Source organism: Helicobacter pylori, assembly GCF_009689985.1.
Classification (GTDB): Bacteria; Campylobacterota; Campylobacteria; order Campylobacterales; family Helicobacteraceae; genus Helicobacter; species Helicobacter pylori_CG.
Genome location: NZ_QBAW01000004.1, coordinates 86,105 through 106,403, shown reverse-complemented (window position 1 = coordinate 106,403; position 20,299 = coordinate 86,105). Strand labels below are relative to the sequence as shown.

The 20,299-nt window shown below is 38.5% G+C and carries 22 protein-coding genes; 8 read left to right on the top strand and 14 right to left on the bottom strand.

Annotated features, from left to right (window positions below; all coding sequences use genetic code 11):
• The first annotated feature begins 8 nt into the window (after positions 1–8).
• Both DBU79_RS04330 and DBU79_RS04320 read left to right on the top strand, forming a co-directional pair.
• On the top strand, positions 9–905 hold the full coding sequence (locus DBU79_RS04330) for an OriC activity response regulator (protein ID WP_154411646.1): 897 nt from the start codon (positions 9–11) through the stop codon (positions 903–905).
• 254 nt (positions 906–1,159) lie between these two features.
• Positions 1,160–1,996 (top strand): 5'-3' exonuclease, encoded by an 837-nt coding sequence (locus tag DBU79_RS04320; RefSeq protein ID WP_154411645.1) that lies wholly within the window; start codon positions 1,160–1,162, stop codon positions 1,994–1,996.
• Positions 1,997–2,017: 21 nt separating this feature from the next.
• Here the strand turns inward: DBU79_RS04320 and DBU79_RS04315 are convergent, their stop codons facing one another.
• Complete coding sequence (locus DBU79_RS04315; protein WP_154411644.1) at positions 2,018–3,268, bottom strand: hypothetical protein; 1,251 nt, start codon at positions 3,266–3,268, stop codon at positions 2,018–2,020.
• 167 nt (positions 3,269–3,435) lie between these two features.
• On the opposite strand from DBU79_RS04315, the gene DBU79_RS04310 reads away from it, so the two are divergent.
• The 4 genes from DBU79_RS04310 (at position 3,436) to fur (ending at position 6,467) form a co-directional block, all read left to right on the top strand.
• Positions 3,436–4,302 (top strand): DnaJ C-terminal domain-containing protein, encoded by an 867-nt coding sequence (locus DBU79_RS04310; RefSeq protein WP_154411643.1) that lies wholly within the window; start codon positions 3,436–3,438, stop codon positions 4,300–4,302.
• Between the two features lie 9 nt (positions 4,303–4,311).
• On the top strand, positions 4,312–4,683 hold the full coding sequence (locus tag DBU79_RS04305) for a heat shock protein transcriptional repressor HspR (RefSeq protein ID WP_000333001.1): 372 nt from the start codon (positions 4,312–4,314) through the stop codon (positions 4,681–4,683).
• The gene (locus DBU79_RS04300; RefSeq protein WP_154411642.1) at positions 4,680–5,855 is read left to right on the top strand and encodes a replication-associated recombination protein A; all 1,176 of its coding nucleotides are present in this window, start codon (positions 4,680–4,682) and stop codon (positions 5,853–5,855) included. Before DBU79_RS04305 ends, DBU79_RS04300 begins: the two co-directional genes overlap by 4 nt.
• Before the next feature lie 159 nt (positions 5,856–6,014).
• Complete coding sequence (fur, locus tag DBU79_RS04295) at positions 6,015–6,467, top strand: ferric iron uptake transcriptional regulator (protein ID WP_000824985.1); 453 nt, start codon at positions 6,015–6,017, stop codon at positions 6,465–6,467.
• Between the two features lie 19 nt (positions 6,468–6,486).
• Here fur and DBU79_RS04290 read toward each other — a convergent pair whose 3' ends face one another.
• The 13 genes from DBU79_RS04290 to rpsO all read right to left on the bottom strand — a co-directional run bounded on the left by DBU79_RS04290 (position 6,487) and on the right by rpsO (position 16,596).
• A complete protein-coding gene (locus DBU79_RS04290) occupies positions 6,487–6,984 on the bottom strand; it encodes a DUF2147 domain-containing protein (protein WP_000780273.1) in 498 nt (165 codons plus the stop codon).
• On the bottom strand, positions 6,981–7,517 hold the full coding sequence (locus DBU79_RS04285; RefSeq protein ID WP_154411641.1) for a YhcH/YjgK/YiaL family protein: 537 nt from the start codon (positions 7,515–7,517) through the stop codon (positions 6,981–6,983). Before DBU79_RS04285 ends, DBU79_RS04290 begins: the two co-directional genes overlap by 4 nt.
• 28 nt (positions 7,518–7,545) lie before the next feature.
• Positions 7,546–8,403: a flagellar motor switch protein FliY gene (gene fliY / locus DBU79_RS04280; RefSeq protein WP_154411640.1), complete on the bottom strand. Its 858-nt coding sequence runs from the start codon at positions 8,401–8,403 to the stop codon at positions 7,546–7,548.
• A 3-nt stretch (positions 8,404–8,406) separates the two neighbouring features.
• Positions 8,407–9,471: a flagellar motor switch protein FliM gene (gene fliM, locus DBU79_RS04275; protein WP_025275746.1), complete on the bottom strand. Its 1,065-nt coding sequence runs from the start codon at positions 9,469–9,471 to the stop codon at positions 8,407–8,409.
• Positions 9,464–10,249, bottom strand: a complete 786-nt coding sequence (locus DBU79_RS04270; RefSeq protein WP_121025172.1) for an RNA polymerase sigma factor FliA — start codon at positions 10,247–10,249, stop codon at positions 9,464–9,466. The genes fliM and DBU79_RS04270 overlap by 8 nt, the downstream gene beginning before the upstream one ends.
• On the bottom strand, positions 10,227–10,541 hold the full coding sequence (locus tag DBU79_RS04265; protein ID WP_154411639.1) for a hypothetical protein: 315 nt from the start codon (positions 10,539–10,541) through the stop codon (positions 10,227–10,229). The genes DBU79_RS04270 and DBU79_RS04265 overlap by 23 nt, the downstream gene beginning before the upstream one ends.
• A gap of 4 nt (positions 10,542–10,545) precedes the next feature.
• Positions 10,546–11,430, bottom strand: a complete 885-nt coding sequence (gene ylxH / locus DBU79_RS04260) for a flagellum site-determining protein YlxH (RefSeq protein ID WP_001064443.1) — start codon at positions 11,428–11,430, stop codon at positions 10,546–10,548.
• Complete coding sequence (flhF, locus tag DBU79_RS04255; RefSeq protein ID WP_181370111.1) at positions 11,427–12,800, bottom strand: flagellar biosynthesis protein FlhF; 1,374 nt, start codon at positions 12,798–12,800, stop codon at positions 11,427–11,429. The genes ylxH and flhF overlap by 4 nt, the downstream gene beginning before the upstream one ends.
• Positions 12,797–13,285: a 2-amino-4-hydroxy-6-hydroxymethyldihydropteridine diphosphokinase gene (gene folK / locus DBU79_RS04250; RefSeq protein ID WP_180394995.1), complete on the bottom strand. Its 489-nt coding sequence runs from the start codon at positions 13,283–13,285 to the stop codon at positions 12,797–12,799. Before folK ends, flhF begins: the two co-directional genes overlap by 4 nt.
• Positions 13,285–14,358 (bottom strand): aminopeptidase, encoded by a 1,074-nt coding sequence (locus tag DBU79_RS04245; RefSeq protein ID WP_154411638.1) that lies wholly within the window; start codon positions 14,356–14,358, stop codon positions 13,285–13,287. The genes folK and DBU79_RS04245 overlap by 1 nt, the downstream gene beginning before the upstream one ends.
• A 13-nt stretch (positions 14,359–14,371) precedes the next feature.
• Positions 14,372–14,875, bottom strand: coding sequence for a type II 3-dehydroquinate dehydratase (aroQ, locus tag DBU79_RS04240; protein ID WP_000699284.1), 504 nt, complete (start codon positions 14,873–14,875; stop codon positions 14,372–14,374).
• Between the two features lie 128 nt (positions 14,876–15,003).
• Entirely contained in the window at positions 15,004–16,293 is a 1,290-nt protein-coding gene (locus DBU79_RS04235) for an O-antigen ligase family protein (protein ID WP_154411637.1), read from the bottom strand.
• Between the two features lie 30 nt (positions 16,294–16,323).
• Positions 16,324–16,596, bottom strand: a complete 273-nt coding sequence (gene rpsO, locus DBU79_RS04230) for a 30S ribosomal protein S15 (RefSeq protein ID WP_001207132.1) — start codon at positions 16,594–16,596, stop codon at positions 16,324–16,326.
• A gap of 135 nt (positions 16,597–16,731) precedes the next feature.
• Here rpsO and flhA point away from each other — a divergent pair, with 135 nt between their 5' ends.
• Together flhA and DBU79_RS04220 are read left to right on the top strand one after the other, a co-directional pair.
• Entirely contained in the window at positions 16,732–18,933 is a 2,202-nt protein-coding gene (flhA, locus tag DBU79_RS04225; RefSeq protein WP_154411636.1) for a flagellar biosynthesis protein FlhA, read from the top strand.
• A 30-nt stretch (positions 18,934–18,963) separates the two neighbouring features.
• A complete protein-coding gene (locus DBU79_RS04220) occupies positions 18,964–20,007 on the top strand; it encodes a 3',5'-cyclic-nucleotide phosphodiesterase (RefSeq protein ID WP_195834227.1) in 1,044 nt (347 codons plus the stop codon).
• Positions 20,008–20,299: the final 292 nt, after the last annotated feature.

Below are 20,299 nucleotides of genomic sequence, written 5' to 3'. Positions count from 1 at the left end.
AAGAATTGATGAAAATCTTAATCATTGAAGACGATTTAGCACTAGCCAGGAGTATTTCGCATAATTTGCATGATTTAGGGCATTTTTGCGAGATCATCTCTAGCATTTCAGAAGAAAATAAAGAGCCTTATGATGTGATTTTGGTTTCTTCTAAAGTTTGCACTCAAGGGCGTTGCGAACACTTTGTGCGTTACAATTCCAAGCAAATCATTATCATGATGGCTTCGCATGTCAATGAAGATGGCGTGAATAAACCCATTCAAGCGGGAGCGAGAGATTATATTCTAAAACCTTTTAAAATGGATGAATTGTTGCGTAAGATCCAATACCACAAAGCCTACCAAGAAATGACCGCTCGCTTGGGATTTTATGAAAATTACTTAGACTTTATCCATGCGGAATTGCCCTTGCCTAAAGATTTTTCTTACCGGCCACCCTTTATCATCCACACGCCCTCTCAAGAGCTTGCGAACGCTTATTTATTGCAATACGCTAAAGAAAGGCAAATGGATTTTTCTTTTTTCTCTCTAAAGGATACCACTTGGAAAGAGCTATACAAAATTAAAGACAAACTAGAACGCCCTTTTTACATCATGCATTTAGAAGAGCTTAAAAAAGATAAGCAATTGAAATTGTTAGAATTGGCCCGTTCATGCCCTATTGTTTTGTCCTATACCCATAAAGAACCCCTAGAATTTCCTAAAATTGTGAGCATTGAATGCGGCAACAAACCCCTATCTTTGTTTAACAACCACACGACTTTCCTTTCCATTCAAGAATATGAAAGAGAAGCGATCAGGTATTTTTCTTCTACTTGCACCGATACAGAATTGGCTAACAAGCTTGGCATTAGCCGCAAAAGCCTTTGGGAAAAACGCCGTAAGTATAACTTACCGCGCAAATAAAAGAAAACCCTTAAGCTCTGTTTTCATTGGGCGTTTGATCATAAAATGTAAAAATGCCAAAAGCGTTTTTACAATCAAAAGAGCTAAAACAAGCGGTGATCTCTTAAAATTTAGCGTATTTAATGAGAATAGAGCTAATTATTATTAAAATAACTTATTATTTGCTATATATTTACTATAATAGTTTAACTTTTGAAAAGAGAAATTCAACTTAAGGATTAACCATTAGACAAGCGTTTAACAAAACAAGATTCATGCATTCAAGAACTCTTTTACTAGACATTGATTGCGTTATCCCTAATATTGTTAGGCGTTTGCTCTCTAATAAAACGCTCCCTAAAAGATTCGCCGCTTATAGCTTGCAAAAAGTGGGCATTATCTTCCTTACCACTCAAATTTTATCTATCATGCGCAAAACCCGTTGCTCTAAAACGCTCTTTTTTATCACTAGGGGCAGAGAGAGTTTCCGCTACCAGCTGTGCGATTATTACAAACAAAGACGCCACCAATTTGATGAAGATTTTAAAGCCCTTCTAAGAACCCTAAAAATCGCCATCGTGGAAAAATACCCCCTAAAAAAAGGGGCTAAAATCCAGGGCGAACATTGTTTTGAATATGAAGCCGATGATATTATCTCTTTTTACAAAAAGAAAGACCCCAACAATTATGTGATAGCCAGCATGGATAAGGATATTTTGTATTCCAATAGAGGCTCTCATTTCAACCTCAAAACAAACGCTTTTTTAAATGTGAGTCAAAAAGAGGCTCATTTTTTTGCTTATTACCAGTGCGTTGTGGGGGATAAGGGGGATAATATTAAAGGGGTTAAAGGGATTGGCGGCTTCAACTATAAAGATTTTTTAAACGAAGACGCTAAAGAGCATGAATTGTGGGAGCAAATCATTCAAGCGTTCAAAATTAAAGAAGATTTGAGCGACAGCGAAGCTAAAGAAAAGGCTCTTTTAAACATGCGTTTAGTCAATATGCACCAGATGACCCACCATGGCGTGATCAAACTATGGGAGCCTGAATTTAAAAAAACTTTTTTCCCTAAAAAACCCCAAAGACCTGATTTTAAAAGAATTTCTTAAAACATTTTTATTTTTGATTTTTTAAAACAAAAACTTCCCAAAAAAGACAAAAGAGCTATCTCCAAGACTTTTTCTCGTGGCTTTAGAATTGTAAGCATACACATACCCCCCACCCATATCAAAAGACAAACCCCTATAAGTCCAAACCCTAAAACTGCTCATTAAAGAATATTCTTGGTAATCCCCAAAAGCCACCATCGCGTCTAAACGCACCCTTTTAGTCTTAAGCCCTAAAAAAACATAGCCTGAAATGCTAGAGTTAGCAAAATAAATCGCTGGCACGCCGGGTGCGTTGATCCCACGGCCATAGAATTTAGTCCTGTCATTAAAAGTCCATAGATAGCCCTTATTGTTTCTTGCCGGAACGATATAAAAACCCGTTCCAAAATTAAAAATTTTGTATTTAAAAGTTTGATCGATCAAAAACAAGCCGGCATTTTTAGCGTTGGTGGCAGCGTCAGTGTTGCCGTATTGATACATGCCATGCACTAGAGTGTGCGAAGTGAAACCCTTAGCTAAAGAAGCCTCATACTCCAACTTACCCCCCACTTGCACTAAAACATTTTGAGTGGGCAAAGGCAAGCGGGTGTCCGTTAAAATAAAAGGAATCACCTTAAGATTTTCATGCCTGTATTCTGCGCCTAAAACAAACACTTCCCCCCCCACATACAAGCGTTTAGACACAGGATCATAAGACGCTAGAGCGTTTAGGGAAGTAGCGATCCGATTCCCTTGCTCTTTGTTGATTTGATGCCCATTATAAAGCATGCTATCCATAAAAATCCCAAAATAACGCATGGAATTTTGCTTAAAAGCCACAGAAACCCCTTGAATATTGCCCCCTATCCAATCAAAATCCACAAAATCGGTATTGAAACGCCCTAAAGCTATTTTAAAACGCTGGTTAGTGTATTGAACATACGCATCAGAAACATCGCCAGCACTCAAATAAGGTTTAACATTGTTAGGGTTACCAAAAAAATTCCCCAGACTGATGTAAAGGTTGGCCAAACGCTGTTTGTTATAAATATTCCAAGCTCCAATCGCTCCAATGCCAAAGGACCACCCGTTGCTATAAGAAAAATCCACCCCAAGGCGTGCTAAAGCCCCCACATAGCTGTGAGGGTTTTTTTGCGCCCCTTGATTATACAATAGCCCCAGATAGCCAAAAGGTTTGACTGCGATTTCTAAAGCTTTCAAAGACAGACCACTTAAAAAAAGGATCCATAACGCTAAATAATAATATCTTTTCTTATTTTTCTTGTATTGCATTAAAAACTCATCGTGGATTTAAACTCGATATTTTAGTTAAAATTCCTTTTAATTGCGCTGAAACGGGTTTAAAATCTCTATTACCTAAAAGCATTATCAATAAACTTGATTGACTAACACTAAAGATTTATGATAGCATTCTAATAAAACTATTTTAAAGGTGATCCATGAGCAAGAGTTTATACCAAACTTTAAATGTGAGCGAAAACGCCAATCAAGATGAAATCAAAAAATCCTACCGCCGTTTAGCCAGACAATACCACCCGGATTTGAATAAAACCAAAGAAGCCGAAGAAAAATTCAAAGAAATCAACGCCGCTTATGAAATTTTAAGCGACGAAGAAAAACGCCGCCAATACGATCAGTTTGGCGATAACATGTTTGGCGGGCAGAATTTCAGCGATTTTGCCAGAAGCCGTAGCGCTAGTGAAGATTTAGACGATATTTTAAGCTCTATTTTTGGGAGAGGAGGCTTTTCGCAAAGATTTTCTCAAAATTCGCAAGGCTTTTCTGGCTTTAATTTTTCCAATTTCGCCCATGAAGATTTAGACATGACCACCACTTTAAATGTCTCTGTTTTAGACATCCTTTTAGGCAATAAAAAACAAGTGAGCATCAATAATGAGACTTTCAGCCTTAAAATCCCTATCGGCGTGGAAGAGGGCGAAAAAATCAGGGTTCGCAACAAGGGGAAAATGGGGCGAACGGGCAGGGGCGATTTGCTCTTGCAAATCCATATTGAAGAAGATGAAATTTATAAGCGCGAGAAAGACGATATTATCCAAATCTTTGATTTACCCTTAAAAACGGCTCTTTTTGGAGGGAAAATTGAAATCGCTACTTGGCATAAAACCTTAACCCTAACCATTCCTCCTAACACAAAAGCGATGCAAAAATTCCGCATTAAAGACAAAGGGATCAAAAACAGAAAAACTTCGCATGTGGGGGATTTGTATTTGCAAGCTCGTTTGATTTTGCCTAAAACTGAAACGCTTTCTAACGAGTTAAAAGCGTTATTAGAAAAAGAATTGTAAGGAGGAATCGTGTGCGATTATGATGAACCGCTTTATTTGATAAGCGTTGTAGCTAAAATCTTAGGCGTGCACCCTCAAACCTTGCGCCAATATGAAAAAGAGGGTTTGATAGAGCCTAGCAGGACTGATGGGAAAATGCGCTTGTATTCCCAACGAGATATGGATAAAATCAAAACGATTTTACGCCTTACAAGGGATATGGGGGTTAATCTAGCGGGCGTGGATATTATTTTGCGTTTAAAAGAAAAGCTTGATGAATTAGACAGCCTGAATAAAGAATTGCAAGACGCTCTGCACAAACACTCTAAAAACACCAAAACCCCAACGAAAAATTTAAACACCCCTACTAATTTTTATGAATTGATTTTATTTAAAAAATGAGCCTGACTTCGCTTTTAAACCCAAAAAGCCTAGAAGATTTTTTAGGCCAAGAGCATCTAATAGGCAAAGACGCCCCCTTATTTAAAGCCCTACAATCCAAACACTTCCCCCATGCCTTTTTCTATGGCCCTCCTGGCGTGGGTAAAACAAGCCTGGCTCAAATCATCGCTCACGCACTAGAGCGCCCCATTCTTTTATTCAATGCGACAGATTTCAAATTAGAGGATTTACGCCTCAAGCTTAAAAATTACCAAAACACCCTTTTAAAACCGGTTGTTTTTATTGATGAAACCCACAGATTGAATAAAACCCAACAAGAATTTTTACTCCCCATTATGGAAAAAGATCACGCTTTAATCTTAGGGGCTAGCACGCAAGATCCTAATTACAGCCTAAGCCATGCGATCCGCTCAAGAAGTTTTATTTTTGAATTAACCCCCCTAAACAAGAGCGATTTAGACAAGCTTTGCGCTAAAGCTTTAACATTACTCAAAAAACAAATAGAGCCTAGCGCTAAAACCTATCTTTTAAACAACAGCGCTGGCGATGCTAGAGCGTTATTAAACCTTTTAGATTTGAGCGCTAAGATAGAAGATCCTATCACTTTAGAAACGCTGCAATCCTTACGGCCTCATAGCCTAAATGACGGATCTTATAGCGATGATACGCATTATAATCTTACCAGCGCTCTAATCAAGTCTTTAAGGGGGAGCGATGAAAACGCTTCCATCTATTATCTATCGCGCTTGATTGCTGGCGGGGAAAACCCAGAATTTATCGCTAGAAGGCTGGTGGTTTTTGCGAGCGAAGATATTGGTAACGCTAACCCAAACGCCCTTAATTTAGCCGCTTCTTGCTTGTTTTCAGTCAAACAAATCGGCTACCCTGAAGCGCGCATCATTTTAAGCCAATGCGTGATTTATCTGGCTTGTTCGCCCAAGTCTAACACGGCTTATAGAGCGATCAACCAGGCTTTGGATTGTATTCAAAAAGGCTCACTCTACCCCATTCCTAAACACCTGCTGCCTAACGCTAAAGACTACCTTTACCCGCATGATTATAACGGCTATGTCAAACAAGATTATTTGGAAAAACCCCTAGATTTGGTTTCTTCTCAAGGCATAGGGTTTGAAAAAACCCTTTTAGAATGGCTTGATAAGATAAGAAATTGATTTTATAAATTACATTAAAATGCGACAATGGTAATAAAAAATCAATATTTTTTGATTAAATTAAAATAATAATGAGTTTTATCTATGTTTCATCGCATTATTATTGTATAATAATATTCTAGTTATAAAAATCATTTTACGGATAAGGAAAATATTAGCATGAAAAGATTAGAAACTTTAGAATCTATTTTAGAGCGCTTGAGAATGTCTATCAAAAAAAACGGACTCAAAAATTCAAAACAAAGAGAAGAAGTGGTGAGCGTTTTGTATCGCAGCGGCACACACCTAAGCCCTGAAGAGATCACGCATTCTATCCGCCAAAAGGACAAAAACACCAGCATTTCTTCAGTCTATCGCATTTTGAATTTCTTAGAAAAAGAAAATTTTATCTGTGTTTTAGAGACTTCAAAAAGCGGCCGGCGCTATGAAATTGCGGCTAAAGAGCACCATGATCACATCATTTGTTTGCATTGCGGTAAGATCATTGAATTTGCAGACCCTGAAATTGAACACCGCCAGAATGAAGTCGTTAAAAAATATCAAGCCAAGCTGATTAGCCATGACATGAAAATGTTTGTGTGGTGTAAAGAATGCCAAGAGAACGCGTATTAAAAGATTTTAAAAAAGAAGCTTAAATAGGGCTATCTTTAATGGTTTTAAGGACTTCATTCAAGTTAAAACGCTTGAGTTTTAGATTTTTGATTTCTTCATCGCTCAAGCGTTTCCAAGTGAAAGTCTTGCCGACATACCCCCATTTATCATAGCTTGAAGTGAATTCTAAATCCCCGTTTGAATTTTGAGTGACTCTCACATAGTAGGTCTTGCCGTCGTAAAAATTATACGCTTTACCGCCTTTATAGGATCGTTCTCCAACCTTAACCAAATCGCTTAAAAACACCACGCCTTTATCGCTGCGATCCCTTAATTTTGGGTTAGGGTTAAACTTGTCTTTTCTGGCTTTAGAGCCATCCGCATCAGAAATACCATAGGCGTAAAACTTCCCATTATGCTCAAAAAACTCCACAAAAGAGCTTTTCATGTATAAAAATTCTTGAGTTTGGTAAATTCCAGGCAACTCTACAGCCCCTAAAAAACAACAAAAAACTATAACAAGACTCACCAATTTCATAATTTTAATTTGATCAATCCCTTAGGCACTTTAACGACCGCTTTAAAAATCGGCTCTGCCTTATATTTTTCAAAAGACTCCCCATAGAACCTCAACGCATGCGCATCGTTTTCAAAAAAAATAGCCATCATGCCCGCATCCAAACGCAAAAAAGAAGCTTCACTGACCGGCTCATAAACGATCAAATCTCTTTTTTCATCATAAGGGGTTTTAACGACAGCTTGATTGATGCCCACCACTTTAGCCCCCTCAACACCTTTGATAATCAGTTGGAAATCCACATATTGTTTGTGGCTTTCAAAAAAACCTTTCTCACTTTCTCTAGCATGCTCTAAACAATAACTCTGCTCTATGCTAAAAATGCCATGCCCTAAAGGCGTTTGAAATTCTGTATTAGAAGCGAGATTCAAAACTCTTTGATTCGCTCCACTACCCTTTTGCATGACATCTTTTAAATACGCATGCAAAATTTCTAATTCTTGCGTTTTTTTAAACAAATGCCCAAGCGAGCTTAATTCCCCAAAAATAGCCATATCCCTTTCCTTTTTATGATAAAAAATTTTAATGTTTCAATTGCTCTAATCGTTCCTTTTTAGTGCCAATATCCGTGATCTGAATGCCAAAATTCCCATCCACGATCACCACTTCGCCCTTAGCGATCACCTTGTCATCTACAAGAATTTCCAAAGGGTCATTCACCAATTGATCCAACTCTACCACGCTCCCTATATCCATAGAGACCACATCTTTTAAAATCATCTTTTTTTGCCCGATACGCACCTTAACGTTCAATTTCACGTCTAAAAGCATGCTGATATTGCGGATTTCTATGTTTTCTAAAGACGCATCGTGGGTTTTAGTCTCTTCAGCAGCGCTCTGTGTCGCTTCTTCTTTTTCTTTTTTATGCGTTTTTTCAAATTGGCCCTCAAAAGCCGCCGTAGTCAATAAAATGATTTGGCTTTCTTTGATGGCTTCCATTTTAAAAGAAAATACCATCGCTTTAGTGTAATCTTCTTTTTTAGGAAGCTCTTTAGCGATCTCAGCGTTCGTGGTAGTGAAATTGAGTTTAGGGAGCAATTCTTGAGACTTCAAGCTCGTAGCGATCGCGCCAAAAATATTAGAAGCCATTTCCTTAAAAGCGTCTAAATCGTCATTATCCATTTCTTCCTTACTCGCCCCCTCACCTCCTAACATCAAATCGCTCAAAGCGGTAACTAAATCCACCGGAGCCAATAATTCAACAAGGCTCTCTTCTTTTTCAATCGCGCTAATCTTAACTCTTGCATAAGGCGCGCTGATTAAACTCGCTTCTTCATTGTTAGAAACTTCTTTTTTTAATCCCACGCTCGGAGCCTTACCCACTAACCCTTCTAAAGTAGAGACAACCTCTTGAATAAAAATTTTAATAAAATCTTGCATTTCTCACTCTTCTTCTATTTTCATGATATCGCCCACTTTGCCTCTGCGCTGCTCTTCTAGCATTTCTAAAATTTCTTTAGTGCGTTCTTTTTCGCTATAGATCACTTCTTTAATTTGAATGGTTTTCCTATACCCTTGAAACCCCACGCTCGCTAAATAACGCTTTTTTTTATGCACATACACGCTCACTTCATCATTAGCGATTTTGTTCAACCGGATAGTATCCCCCACATCTAAATCCAACATTTCTTTCAAACTCAATTCCACCGCGCCCAAAAACACGATCATATCCACGCTCACCCCGCTCAATAGCGCTTGCAATTCCTTATTACGGCTCTTTTTAGAGTTCGTTTCTGAAAGCATCAAATCCCTACTCCCCATTTTAGAAAGAATGCTCTCAATGGAAATCACCGGGTAACAAATATTCATCATCCCACGACTATGCCCAATAATAATCTCTAAAACCACCATGATAGAAATTTCATTTTGAGCGACGATCTGAACCACATTCGCACTGGATTCTTTAGCGTCAATGGTAGGAAACATCTCCACCACGGGCGACCACACTTCTTTTAAAATTTGCATCACTTGGCGTAAAATCGTATCCAATAAATTCAATTCAATATCGCTAAACTCCCTACTTTGATCATACGCGCTCCCCTTACCCCCTAATAGTCTGTCAATCATGGGGAAAGCGATGCTGGGATTGATTTCTAAAACCCCTGTTCCTCCCATAGGCTTCATGGAAAAGACATTAAAACTCGTAGGGCTAGGCAAACTCATCAAAAACTCGCCATAAGTCATTTGATCCACGCTATGGAGCTGAATTTCCACAATAGAACGCATGATAGAAGAAACTTGACTGGAAAGATTCCTAGCCATTTTATCATGGATACTCCTAAAAGAGCGCAGTTGCTCCTTGCTCACACGATTAGGGCGTTTGAAATCATAGAGGGTTACGCTGCGCTGCGGGATAATATCTTTTTTTTGGACATTTTGAATATCCACATTTTCATCAACGACTTCTAAAAGCGCATCAATTTCTTCTTGGCTTAAAATATCAGCCATGATCCACTCCTAAGGATTTACGCACCTTTTTAATCACTTCTTTAATGATTTGAGAAATGCGCGATTCAGTAATGCCTAAAATCTCTTTAATCTCGCTCAAATTCAACTCTTCAAAGTAATAAAGCTGGATAAGGATTTGCTCTCTTTCGCTCATTTGATTCAGCGCTTTTTGGACATGCTCTAACAACTCTTCTGCTTCAATTTTTTTAGTGATTTCATCTTGCTCAATCGCATTGAATTGTTCGTCTATTGGCACTAACGCATAAATATCTGAAGCCGTTTTGGCTTCTTTAATTTTTTCAATATTTTCGCCTAAAACTTCCGCTAAATACGCATCGCTAGGCTCTTTCCCATGCTCATTAAGGTGTTTGGTGATTTCAATATCAATGCTTTTAATCAGCTTTCTGTTGGAGCGAGAAATCACATCTAAAGAGCGCAAATAATCTAGCATCGCCCCATTGACACGAGTTTTAGCATACCCCCAAAAAGAATCGTTTAACGCGCTCTCATAACGCCTAGCTAATTTAATCAATTCTTCAGTGCCAATAGAAACCAGATCGTTAAAATCAATAGAGCTAGGCAAGCGCTCTTTTAAACGAAACGCCATAGCGCGCACGGCCGGTAAATACTGGATAGCGAGTGCGTCTTGATGGTGGTGTTGCTGCTTATCATAGGCGTTCAAAACCTTTTCTATATTTTTTTCGCTTGTTTCGCTTGTTTCGCTTGTTTGAGTTTTTTGAATTTCTTTGGGCATTCTATTTTCCATCATCAAAATCATAACTTCTAATGTATTCTAAAATACTAGCCACTTCTTTTTCTCTGTTCTTAAATTCATGGTTGAAACGAAGCAAGCTCTCTTCAGTGCCTTTTTTGTCAAAAAGACAAATATCTAAATCCGTGCAAGCGATAAAAATAGACGCGAACAACAACGCAACCAAGTATCCTCCAAGCGTGGATAACACCGTCCATAATAAAATGCTCTCTGGCTCATTGAATTTCAACACCGAAAACACTAACCCCAAAAAAAACCCTACCACAACAGAAAAATGGATAAAATTTTGCACTTTCATCAGCCTACCCCAAATAACTCAAAAGCCTTTTAAAAAAGCTTTTAAAACCTTCTTTTGGTATTTCTAAAGCGCCGGTTTCTATTTTAGAAACCAAAAGGCCCGCTATCTGATCAATGGATTGCGAAAACAAATCATTAGGGGCTATTTTTCTCAAAATTTTGCGCTCTCTCACATAGCGTTTCAATAAGGAGCTGTTTTCAATCGCTCCTAAGTAATGCAATTCTAATGAAGCGATATTGTTTTTAGCCACTTTCAACAGCCTTTCATAAGTCGCCCTGCCCTCTTTAGGTTGGGCTACCATGTTAGTAATAAGAAACAATTCATCTTTATTTTTGGAGTTGATTTTAATGCATGCATACGCATCGGTGATCGCTGAAGGATCGGGGGTGGTAACAATCACCACGCAATCACTCGCATTCAAAAACGCTTGCGTAGTGGCTCCAATCCCAGCGCCTGTATCAATCACAATATAATCCAAAGAGCTTAAAACCCCCTCTTCATCTACGAATTGATCTAAAGCTTCTGCACCGCTAATGTATTTTAATATTTCTTCGCCGCTATCCCCAGGAATGAGGCAAAGCCCGGGCTCAATCTCGCAAATGATTTCTTGCAATTTGGCTTCACCTTTTAAGGCGTGCAAGATATTTTTATGAGTTTTCACCCCAAAAATAACATCTAAATTCGCTAAACCAATATCCGCATCAAACACCCCTACCTTATAACCTTTCTTGTATAAAGCATAAGCTAAATTAGCGCTAATATTGGATTTCCCCACGCCTCCCTTACCGCTTGTGATAGCGATGAATTTGGTATTCCCTTTATTGTCAAAGAAACTTTTGGGGTTTTTAATATTTATCAAATTATCTAAGCGACTCGCTTGATTGTTCATGCTTGTTCCTTATTGGGGTTACTAAAGCCATCTAGCATGCAATCCACTAAATATTCATTAGTAGCCACTTTCAAATCCATAGGCACTTCTTGCCCAACAGAAAGATAGCTGATAGGCTTTTGGCTTTCATGCACTAAAGAAAACAAATTCCCTAACCCCCTACTCTCATCTAATTTCGTAAAGATTAAAGTGTCAATCCCTAACACCCCAAAAGAATCATAAATATCTTTCATGTCTTCATACTTAGTGGTAACCGAAAGGACTAAGGACACATCAATATTATAACCCCCATCTATAAATTCCTTCAAACCGGCAATTTTTTCTTTATCGTATTGCGAATGCCCTGTCGTATCCACTAAAATAAAATCGCAGTATTCCAAAGCTTCAATTTCTTTAGCAAAATCCTTAGCGTCAATCACCGCTTCTATACTCATTTTCATTTTATTAGCATACCAGCTCAATTGCTCCAAAGCCCCAATGCGATAATTGTCTAAAGTGATAATGCCCACCTTGTATTTTTTCGCTAGCATTCTAGAATAGCGCGCGGCTAATTTGGCTAGAGTCGTCGTTTTCCCCACGCCTGTTGGCCCTACAAGCATTAAGATGCGTTTTTGCCTTAAATTCAAATCTTCAGGGCGGCACAAAATCATTTTACGCAACACTTCTCTGAAATAGCGCTTGATCGTTACGGAATTTTCCCGCATGCGTAAAGGCATCAATTCCAGGCTTAATTGCATGATTTCATCTAAATGGCTGGGTTTCATCCCGCTTTGTTTGGCCAGTTTGTAAATTTCGGCAAATTCTTGAGGGATATTGATGGAATTGGGGTTTTTCTCATCCCAAAACATGTTTTGAATGAGTTTCAAGCTGTCTCTGATTTTACTTAGTTGCAGATTAATATCTTTAATCTCTTCTTCTTGTTTGACTTCTCTTTTTTCTCTTTCTTTTTTATGGTTAGCTTCATCTTTTAAGGCTTGCAATAAAGCGTCCTGCTTATTAGCCTCTAAAGGCGCATCCTCTAACGGAGCGTCTTTTTCTAAAAGGGTCTTATTTTTTGAAAAACTATAGTTGCGCTGATTAGATGAAACCCCGGCGAGTTTGCGCATTTCTTCTACAGTGCTTGAAAGCTGCATGACCACATCTTCTTCATTCAATTCTTCATCATACAAACTTTCTGGAATAAGGGGGGCTTTAGGGGGTTTGTTTTCTTCTTCTTCAACCGCCACAACGATTTCATAAAGTCCAGAAGAAGTGAGCGTTTTTTTACGGATTTCTTGTGTTTTAAACACCAGCGTATCCACCCCATGGTGGCTTTGAGCGATCTTTAAAGCTTCAGCAGCTGTCTCCCCACTATAGGTATAGAATTTCACCACTCCCCTTTTTTAAAAAGAATTTGTTGTAAAGTTAAAGGCACTAACACCGAATCCCTTTCACTCCATTTAGGGTGAGGTAAAGTCAAATCATTCTGCCTTAAAATGACTTGGTTGAAAGCGATAATGTCAATATCTAAAGTTCTTGGAGCATCTTTAAAATCGCGCTTCCTTTGGCGCCCAAAACGCCTTTCTATATAAAACACTAGAGCAAAAAAATGGCGCAAACTTAAAGATGTTTTAAGGATAATCGTAGCGTTATAAAAGTTAGGTTGATTAGTGTAACCAAAAGGCGGATTGACATAAATGGGCGAAGAAAAAATTTTCCCGATCTTACTATGATTTTTAAAATATAAAAAACAATTTTTTAATATTTTTAAAGGATTTTTAAGATTAGATCCCAACCCTAAAACCACCCTGTTAGAAAAATCAAGCCTTTTTTTAAAAAGGCTGGGGAAAAAGCGGCTAGTAAGGATCTCTCGCATCACAAAAGCTCAGCCCTAGAATTTTTAATCACCACTAAATCTTCAATGCGCACCCCAAAAAATCCAGGGATATAAATCCCAGGCTCTACAGAAAACACCATGCCCTCTTCTAAAATGGTTCCACTGCGCGATGAAATATAGGGAAGCTCATGGATGTCTAAGCCAATGCCATGCCCGGTGCTGTGAGTGAAATATTGCCCATAACCATAACCGCTAATCACTCCCCTAGCCAAGCTGTCCGCTTCTTTACCGGTCATGCCCGCTCTAATGCCTGAAATAGCCTTTTCTTGTGCTTCTTTCACAATGTCATAAATCTTTTGACGCTCTTTATCCTTGAAACTCTGCTCTCTTGTGAAGACAAAATCTTTAGGGTCAAAAAAGGCGGTGCGAGTCCGATCAGAGCAATAGCGTTCGTATTTGATTCCCATATCCAAAAGAATGCTATGCTCCGCTTTTAAAAAATCCTTCGCACTAGGCAAAGCATGGGGCTTGCTCGCGTTCGCATTCAAGGCTAAAATAGGCTCAAAACTCAGATCATAAACCCCCTCTCTAGTCAAAAAGTCCTTAACCTTATGCTGCAAATACCGCTCGCTCAATGACTCTTTTCCATCAAAAACCTTTTTCACATACTCAGCAAAATTTTTAAAAGCTTCAACATTCAGCGCTTGAGATTTTTTGAGGAGTTGGATTTCATGATCGTTTTTAATGATGCGTTTTTGGCGGTGGTAACTAGGCACGCCCTCTAAAGTAACCTTATCCCCAAGCGCTGAATTCAAACGCTTGTAGGTTTGTAAATTCACTTGATTGGGGTCAAAAAAGAGCTTTTTAAGCGAACTTTTAGCAATCAAATCAATCGCACTTTGCACTAAATCGCTAGATTCTACCACTTCCGCTAAAACGCCATTTTTAGGCTGAATGCCTTCTTTAGCTTCTTGAGTGTAGCGAGAATCAGTGATAAAAAACGAGCGATCCTCTAATTGCAAAAACAAAGCGTTATCGCAACTATAAGTGCATTCAAAAAACATCGCGTTCTCATTGAGCGTGAAATGCGATTCTCTTTCTAATCCTTTCATGGGTAGCCCCCTTTTATTTTTGATTGTTAATGGGGTTATTAGGGTTGTTTTTTTGGGCTTCTTGGAACGCTTTCATTTCGGCTAAAATATTGACCATCGCCATTAAAGCCATGTTGTAACCAAGCGGGCCAAATCCCATGATCACGCCTCCACAAGCCGCTCCAGTGTAAGAATTTTTCCTGAATTCCTCTCTGGCTTGAATGTTAGTGAGATGCACTTCAATAACAGGTTTGCCCGCTAGCATGATCGCATCCGCAATCGCAATAGAAGTGTGCGAAAACGCTCCAGGGTTAATGATAATCCCTTCATAATCGCTGCCCACGCTCTCTTGGATCTTGTCAATGATTTCGCCCTCAAAATTGGTTTGAAAAAACTCTAATTCCACATCTAAATTGCCTTGCTTCACGAAAGTTTGCATGATTTCATGGATTTGGTCTAAGGTTACCATGCCATAAAGTCTTGGGTCTCTGTGTCCTAACATGTTTAAATTAGGCCCTTGAATCACTAAAATTTTCATTGTTGATTTCTCCTTGTTTAATATGGAATGAGATCGCATTATAGCATAAGTTTTTATCTTACCCCTTAAATCCTCCTAAGAACGCATCACAAGAAACTACCGCTTGACTAACATTAAACCCTTTGATACTAAAAAGCGCTTTTATCCTTTTTTAAAAAAACAGCCATCATGACCATTCCTACAAAAAAACTTCCCGTAATGAAGAAATCAAAGGGGTCAAACCCAATACCAAAAATAAGGTAAAAAGTGAGAGTCGTTAATATGAAGAGTGAGATTAAAGAATTTTGCTTTATCCCGCTCCAAAAAATCTTTACAATGACTAATAAAAAAAAGAGCCAGATTAAAAAGCCTATGATCCCCCTAGTGGCTAGAACATGAATGATTTGGTTGTCGTATCTTTCATAACAAAGAATCAAATCTTTGGCTCTGTAAGAATGCGATAAAGACAAAATCTCTTCTAATCTCTGGCATTTCTCGCTAGCGGCCATACCAAAAAAGGGCCTTAAACGCAAAACCGTTAGGGCTTCTTTCCAGCGCTCCAAACGCCACCCGATACTGCTATCAGCGTCCTTTTTAGCGTAGCGTTTCAAATCTTCTTCAAAGCTTTGGTTTTGAACCCTAGATTGCTCTATTGCCCCCTTTTTTTCTAAAGCGTTACTCCCCATATACAAAGCGCTCAAAATAAGACTCACAACCACCATATAACCCAATGGTTTGAGCGATTTTTTGGCGTATAAAATAAAGCAAGAAAGGATTAAAAAAGTAATAACAAAAGCGATTGTCGCGCTCCTTGTAGCGCTTAAAATAACGACTAAAAACCCCACAAAAACAGAAAGCGTGAAAAAAAGTTTCTCTTTTTGATTGCGCGAATAAAGCGCATAAATATAACAGCCTAAAATGGAAACGCTCACTAAAACCACATACTCTTTAACTGTGCTAAACCCTTGCGCTCTGGGCATGTTAAAATAAATTTTTTGCACCAATGAAAGCAAGCCGTTGATGAAATTGGCAACAGCCATGCTGTAAAAAAGGATTTTTTGATTCAATTTGATTCTTAAACAACTGGCAAAAAGCAAGCATAACGCCCCACAAGCATAAGTTAAGGACATGTTTAGAGCGAATAAATTGTAGCGGAAAGTTTGGCTATCATGCATGTTAAACATGTTAGGGAAGATGCTTAAAAACACGCCCCAAAAAGCCAAAGTAAGCCATTTGAAAGGCATTGTTTTTAGATGATTAATTCTAAAAGTCTCTTTCAAAGACGCTTGGAAATAACACCTAAGAAACAAAAAAACCATTAAAACAATCAATAGAACTTGAGTTAAAGGTTTTTTAAACGAAGTGAGAAAGAAAAGGGCAAAAATTAAAGTGAAGACAGAATCCGCACTAAAAAAGGCTTTCAAACGCTCTTTCAACACAAACTCGCCATGCCCTAAAACCGATAAGAATTATCTGTCTTTAATGCCTAACTTTTCAATCAAAACCACATAACGCGCATGATCGGTGCGTTTGATGTATTTCAACAAGTTGCGTCTTTGAGCGACTAATTTTAAAAGCCCTAAACGACTAGAATGATCCTTGGGGTTAGCCTTTAAATGCTCGGTTAAAAGCTTGATCCTTTCATTCAACAACGCCACTTGCACCTCACAAGAACCCGTATCGTTTTGCTTAGTGGCAAACGCCTTAATGATTTCTTGTTTTTTCTCCAGATTCAAAGCCATAACGACCTCCTAATTGGTAATTTAATAGAGACCGCATTATAGCGTAAAATAAGCTTTTTTGTGTCATACTTTTAAACTTTATATTATAATAAGAGACAAACACACCTACCAAAATTAAGGCATTGATTTTAGATTATGGCAAACGAACGCTCCAAATTAGCTTTTAAAAAGACTTTCCCTGTCTTTAAACGCTTCTTACAATCCAAAGACTTAGCCCTTGTGGTCTTTGTGATAGCTATTTTAGCGATCATTATCGTGCCGTTACCGCCTTTTGTGTTAGATTTTTTACTCACGATTTCTATTGCGCTATCGGTGTTGATTATTTTAATCGGGCTTTATATTGACAAGCCTACTGATTTTAGCGCTTTCCCCACTTTATTACTCATTGTAACCTTATACCGCTTGGCTTTAAATGTCGCCACCACTAGAATGATTTTAACCCAAGGCTATAAAGGGCCTAGCGCGGTGAGCGATATTATCACGGCGTTTGGGGAATTTAGCGTGAGCGGGAATTATGTGATTGGGGCGATTATCTTTAGTATTTTAGTGCTAGTGAATTTATTGGTGGTTACTAATGGCTCTACTAGGGTTACTGAAGTTAGGGCGCGATTTGCCCTAGACGCTATGCCAGGAAAGCAAATGGCGATTGATGCGGATTTAAACTCAGGGCTTATTGATGATAAGGAAGCCAAAAAACGGCGCGCCGCTCTAAGCCAAGAAGCGGATTTTTATGGCGCGATGGATGGCGCGTCTAAATTTGTCAAAGGCGATGCGATCGCTTCTATTATCATCACGCTTATCAATATCATTGGAGGGTTTTTAGTGGGCGTGTTTCAAAGGGATATGAGCTTGAGCTTTAGCGCTAGCACTTTCACTATCCTAACCATTGGCGATGGGCTTGTAGGGCAAATCCCTGCCTTAATCATTGCGACAGCGACCGGTATTGTCGCCACCCGCACCACGCAAAACGAAGAAGAGGACTTTGCTTCCAAACTCATCACACAGCTCACCAATAAAAGCAAAACTTTAGTGATTGTGGGAGCGATTTTATTGCTTTTTGCAACCATTCCTGGACTCCCTACCTTTTCTTTAGCGTTTGTAGGGACACTCTTTTTGTTCATTGCATGGCTGATTAGCAGGGAGGGAAAAGATGGGTTGCTCACTAAATTAGAAAATTATTTGAGTCAAAAATTCGGCTTGGACTTGAGCGAAAAACCCCACAGCTCCAAAATCAAACCCCACACCCAAACCACAAGGGCTAAAACCCAAGAAGAGCTTAAAAGAGAAGAAGAACAAGCGATTGATGAAGTGTTAAAGATTGAATTTTTAGAATTGGCTTTAGGCTATCAGCTCATCAGTCTTGCGGACATGAAACAAGGGGGCGACTTGTTAGAAAGGATTAGAGGTATTAGAAAAAAGATAGCGAGCGATTATGGTTTTTTGATGCCTCAAATCCGGATCAGGGATGATTTGCAACTCCCTCCAACGCATTATGAAATCAAGCTTAAAGGCATTGTGATTGGTGAGGGCATGGTGATGCCAGATAAGTTTTTAGCCATGAATACCGGTTTTGTGAATAAAGAAATTGAAGGCATTCCTACTAAAGAGCCGGCTTTTGGAATGGACGCTTTATGGATTGAAACTAAAAATAAAGAAGAAGCCATTATTCAAGGCTATACCATTATTGATCCAAGCACCGTTATTGCGACGCACACCAGCGAATTAGTGAAAAAATACGCTGAAGATTTTATCACTAAAGATGAAGTGAAATCCCTTTTAGAGCGCTTGGCTAAAGACTATCCTACGATTGTAGAAGAGAGTAAAAAAATCCCCACCGGTGCGATCCGATCAGTCTTGCAAGCCTTGTTGCATGAAAAAATCCCCATTAAAGACATGCTCACTATTTTAGAAACGATTACCGATATTGCCCCATTGGTTCAAAACGATGTGAATATCTTGACCGAACAAGTGAGAGCGAGGCTTTCTAGGGTGATCACTAACGCTTTTAAATCTGAAGACGGGCGTTTGAAATTTTTAACCTTTTCCACCGATAGCGAACAATTTTTGCTTAATAAATTGCGAGAAAATGGCACTTCTAAAAGCCTATTGCTCAATGTGGGCGAATTGCAAAAACTCATTGAAGTGGTCTCTGAAGAGGCTATGAAAGTCTTGCAAAAAGGGATCGCTCCGGTGATTTTGATCGTAGAGCCTAATTTAAGAAAAGCCCTTTCTAATCAAATGGAGCAGGCTAGGATTGATGTGATCGTGCTAAGCCATGCTGAATTGGATCCTAATTCTAATTTTGAAGCCTTAGGCACGATCCATATTAACTTTTAATGGATAAATAATTGATAAAAAAGGAGAATGATGCAAGTTTATCACCTTTCACACATTGATTTAGACGGCTATGCATGCCAGCTTGTTTCAAAACAATTTTTTAAAAATATCCAATGCTATAACGCTAATTACGGGCGTGAAGTCTCAGCGAGGATTTATGAGATTTTAAACGCAATCGCTCAATCTAAAGAGAGTGAATTCCTTATTTTGATTAGCGATTTGAATTTGAATTTAAACGAAGCGCAGTATTTGCAAGACAAAATCCAAGAACACCGCTTGCAAAATAAAAACATTCAAATCCAGCTTTTAGATCACCATATCAGCGGTAAGGAAGTGGCTGAGAGTTTCCATTGGTATTTTTTAGACACGAACCGCTGCGCGACTAAAATCGTGTATGAGTTTTTGAAAAAGCATTACGCTATTTTAGAGCCAAAAAATACAGCATGGCTAGAGCCTTTAGTGGAAATGGTCAATTCTGTGGATATTTGGGACACGCAAGGTTATGGCTTTGAATTAGGCAAGGTGTGTATGCGCATGATTAACCAAAGCTCTGAATTGAATCGCTTCATGTTTGATGATGAGAACCGCGATTATAAATTAAAGCTTTTAGAAGAAGTTAAAAACTATTTGTTTTTAGAAAATGCCCCTGTAGCCTATGATAATGATTTGTTCAAACTTAAAAAAATCGCTCTTGGGGGTGATCCTGATACAGAAACGATGGACAATATCTCTTCAAGCACGCAAACGCATTTGCTCTCTTTAAAAAAGCATGATTGTAGCGTTTATTACCAGGATAAAAAAGGGTTTTTAAGTTATTCTATGGGGGGTATTAGCGTGTTGGCTAACCTTTTTTTAACGCAAAATCCGGATTTTGATTTTTATATAGATGTGAACGCTAAAGGGAATGTGAGCTTAAGAGCGAATGGGAATTGCGATGTGTGCGAACTCAGTCAAATGTGTTTTAATGGGGGCGGGCATAGGAATGCGAGCGGAGGCAAGATTGATGGCTTTAGGGAGAGTTTCAATTACAGGGATATTAAAGAACAAATTGAAGAAATCTTCAATAACGCTTAAAACTAAGCCGTTTGCAAAAAGCCAACAAAAACTAAAAAGAGTTTAAAAACTCTTTTTGATAAGGTTTAAAAATTTTCATCCCATCGTTTTATAGCAAAAACTCATTTCTTTAATGGAGTAAGAGATATTTTAAAATAATTCTCTCCCCCTATTAAACCCCAACTAAAACTCCCTAACCCCTAAAAGGTCGCTTAAAAATTCATCGTTTACTTTTCGCAAGCTCTCTTAATAATTTGATTGCAAAAAATGCTTTTTTAGTATTTTTAGGTTTTTTAATCCGTAATCACAGCCA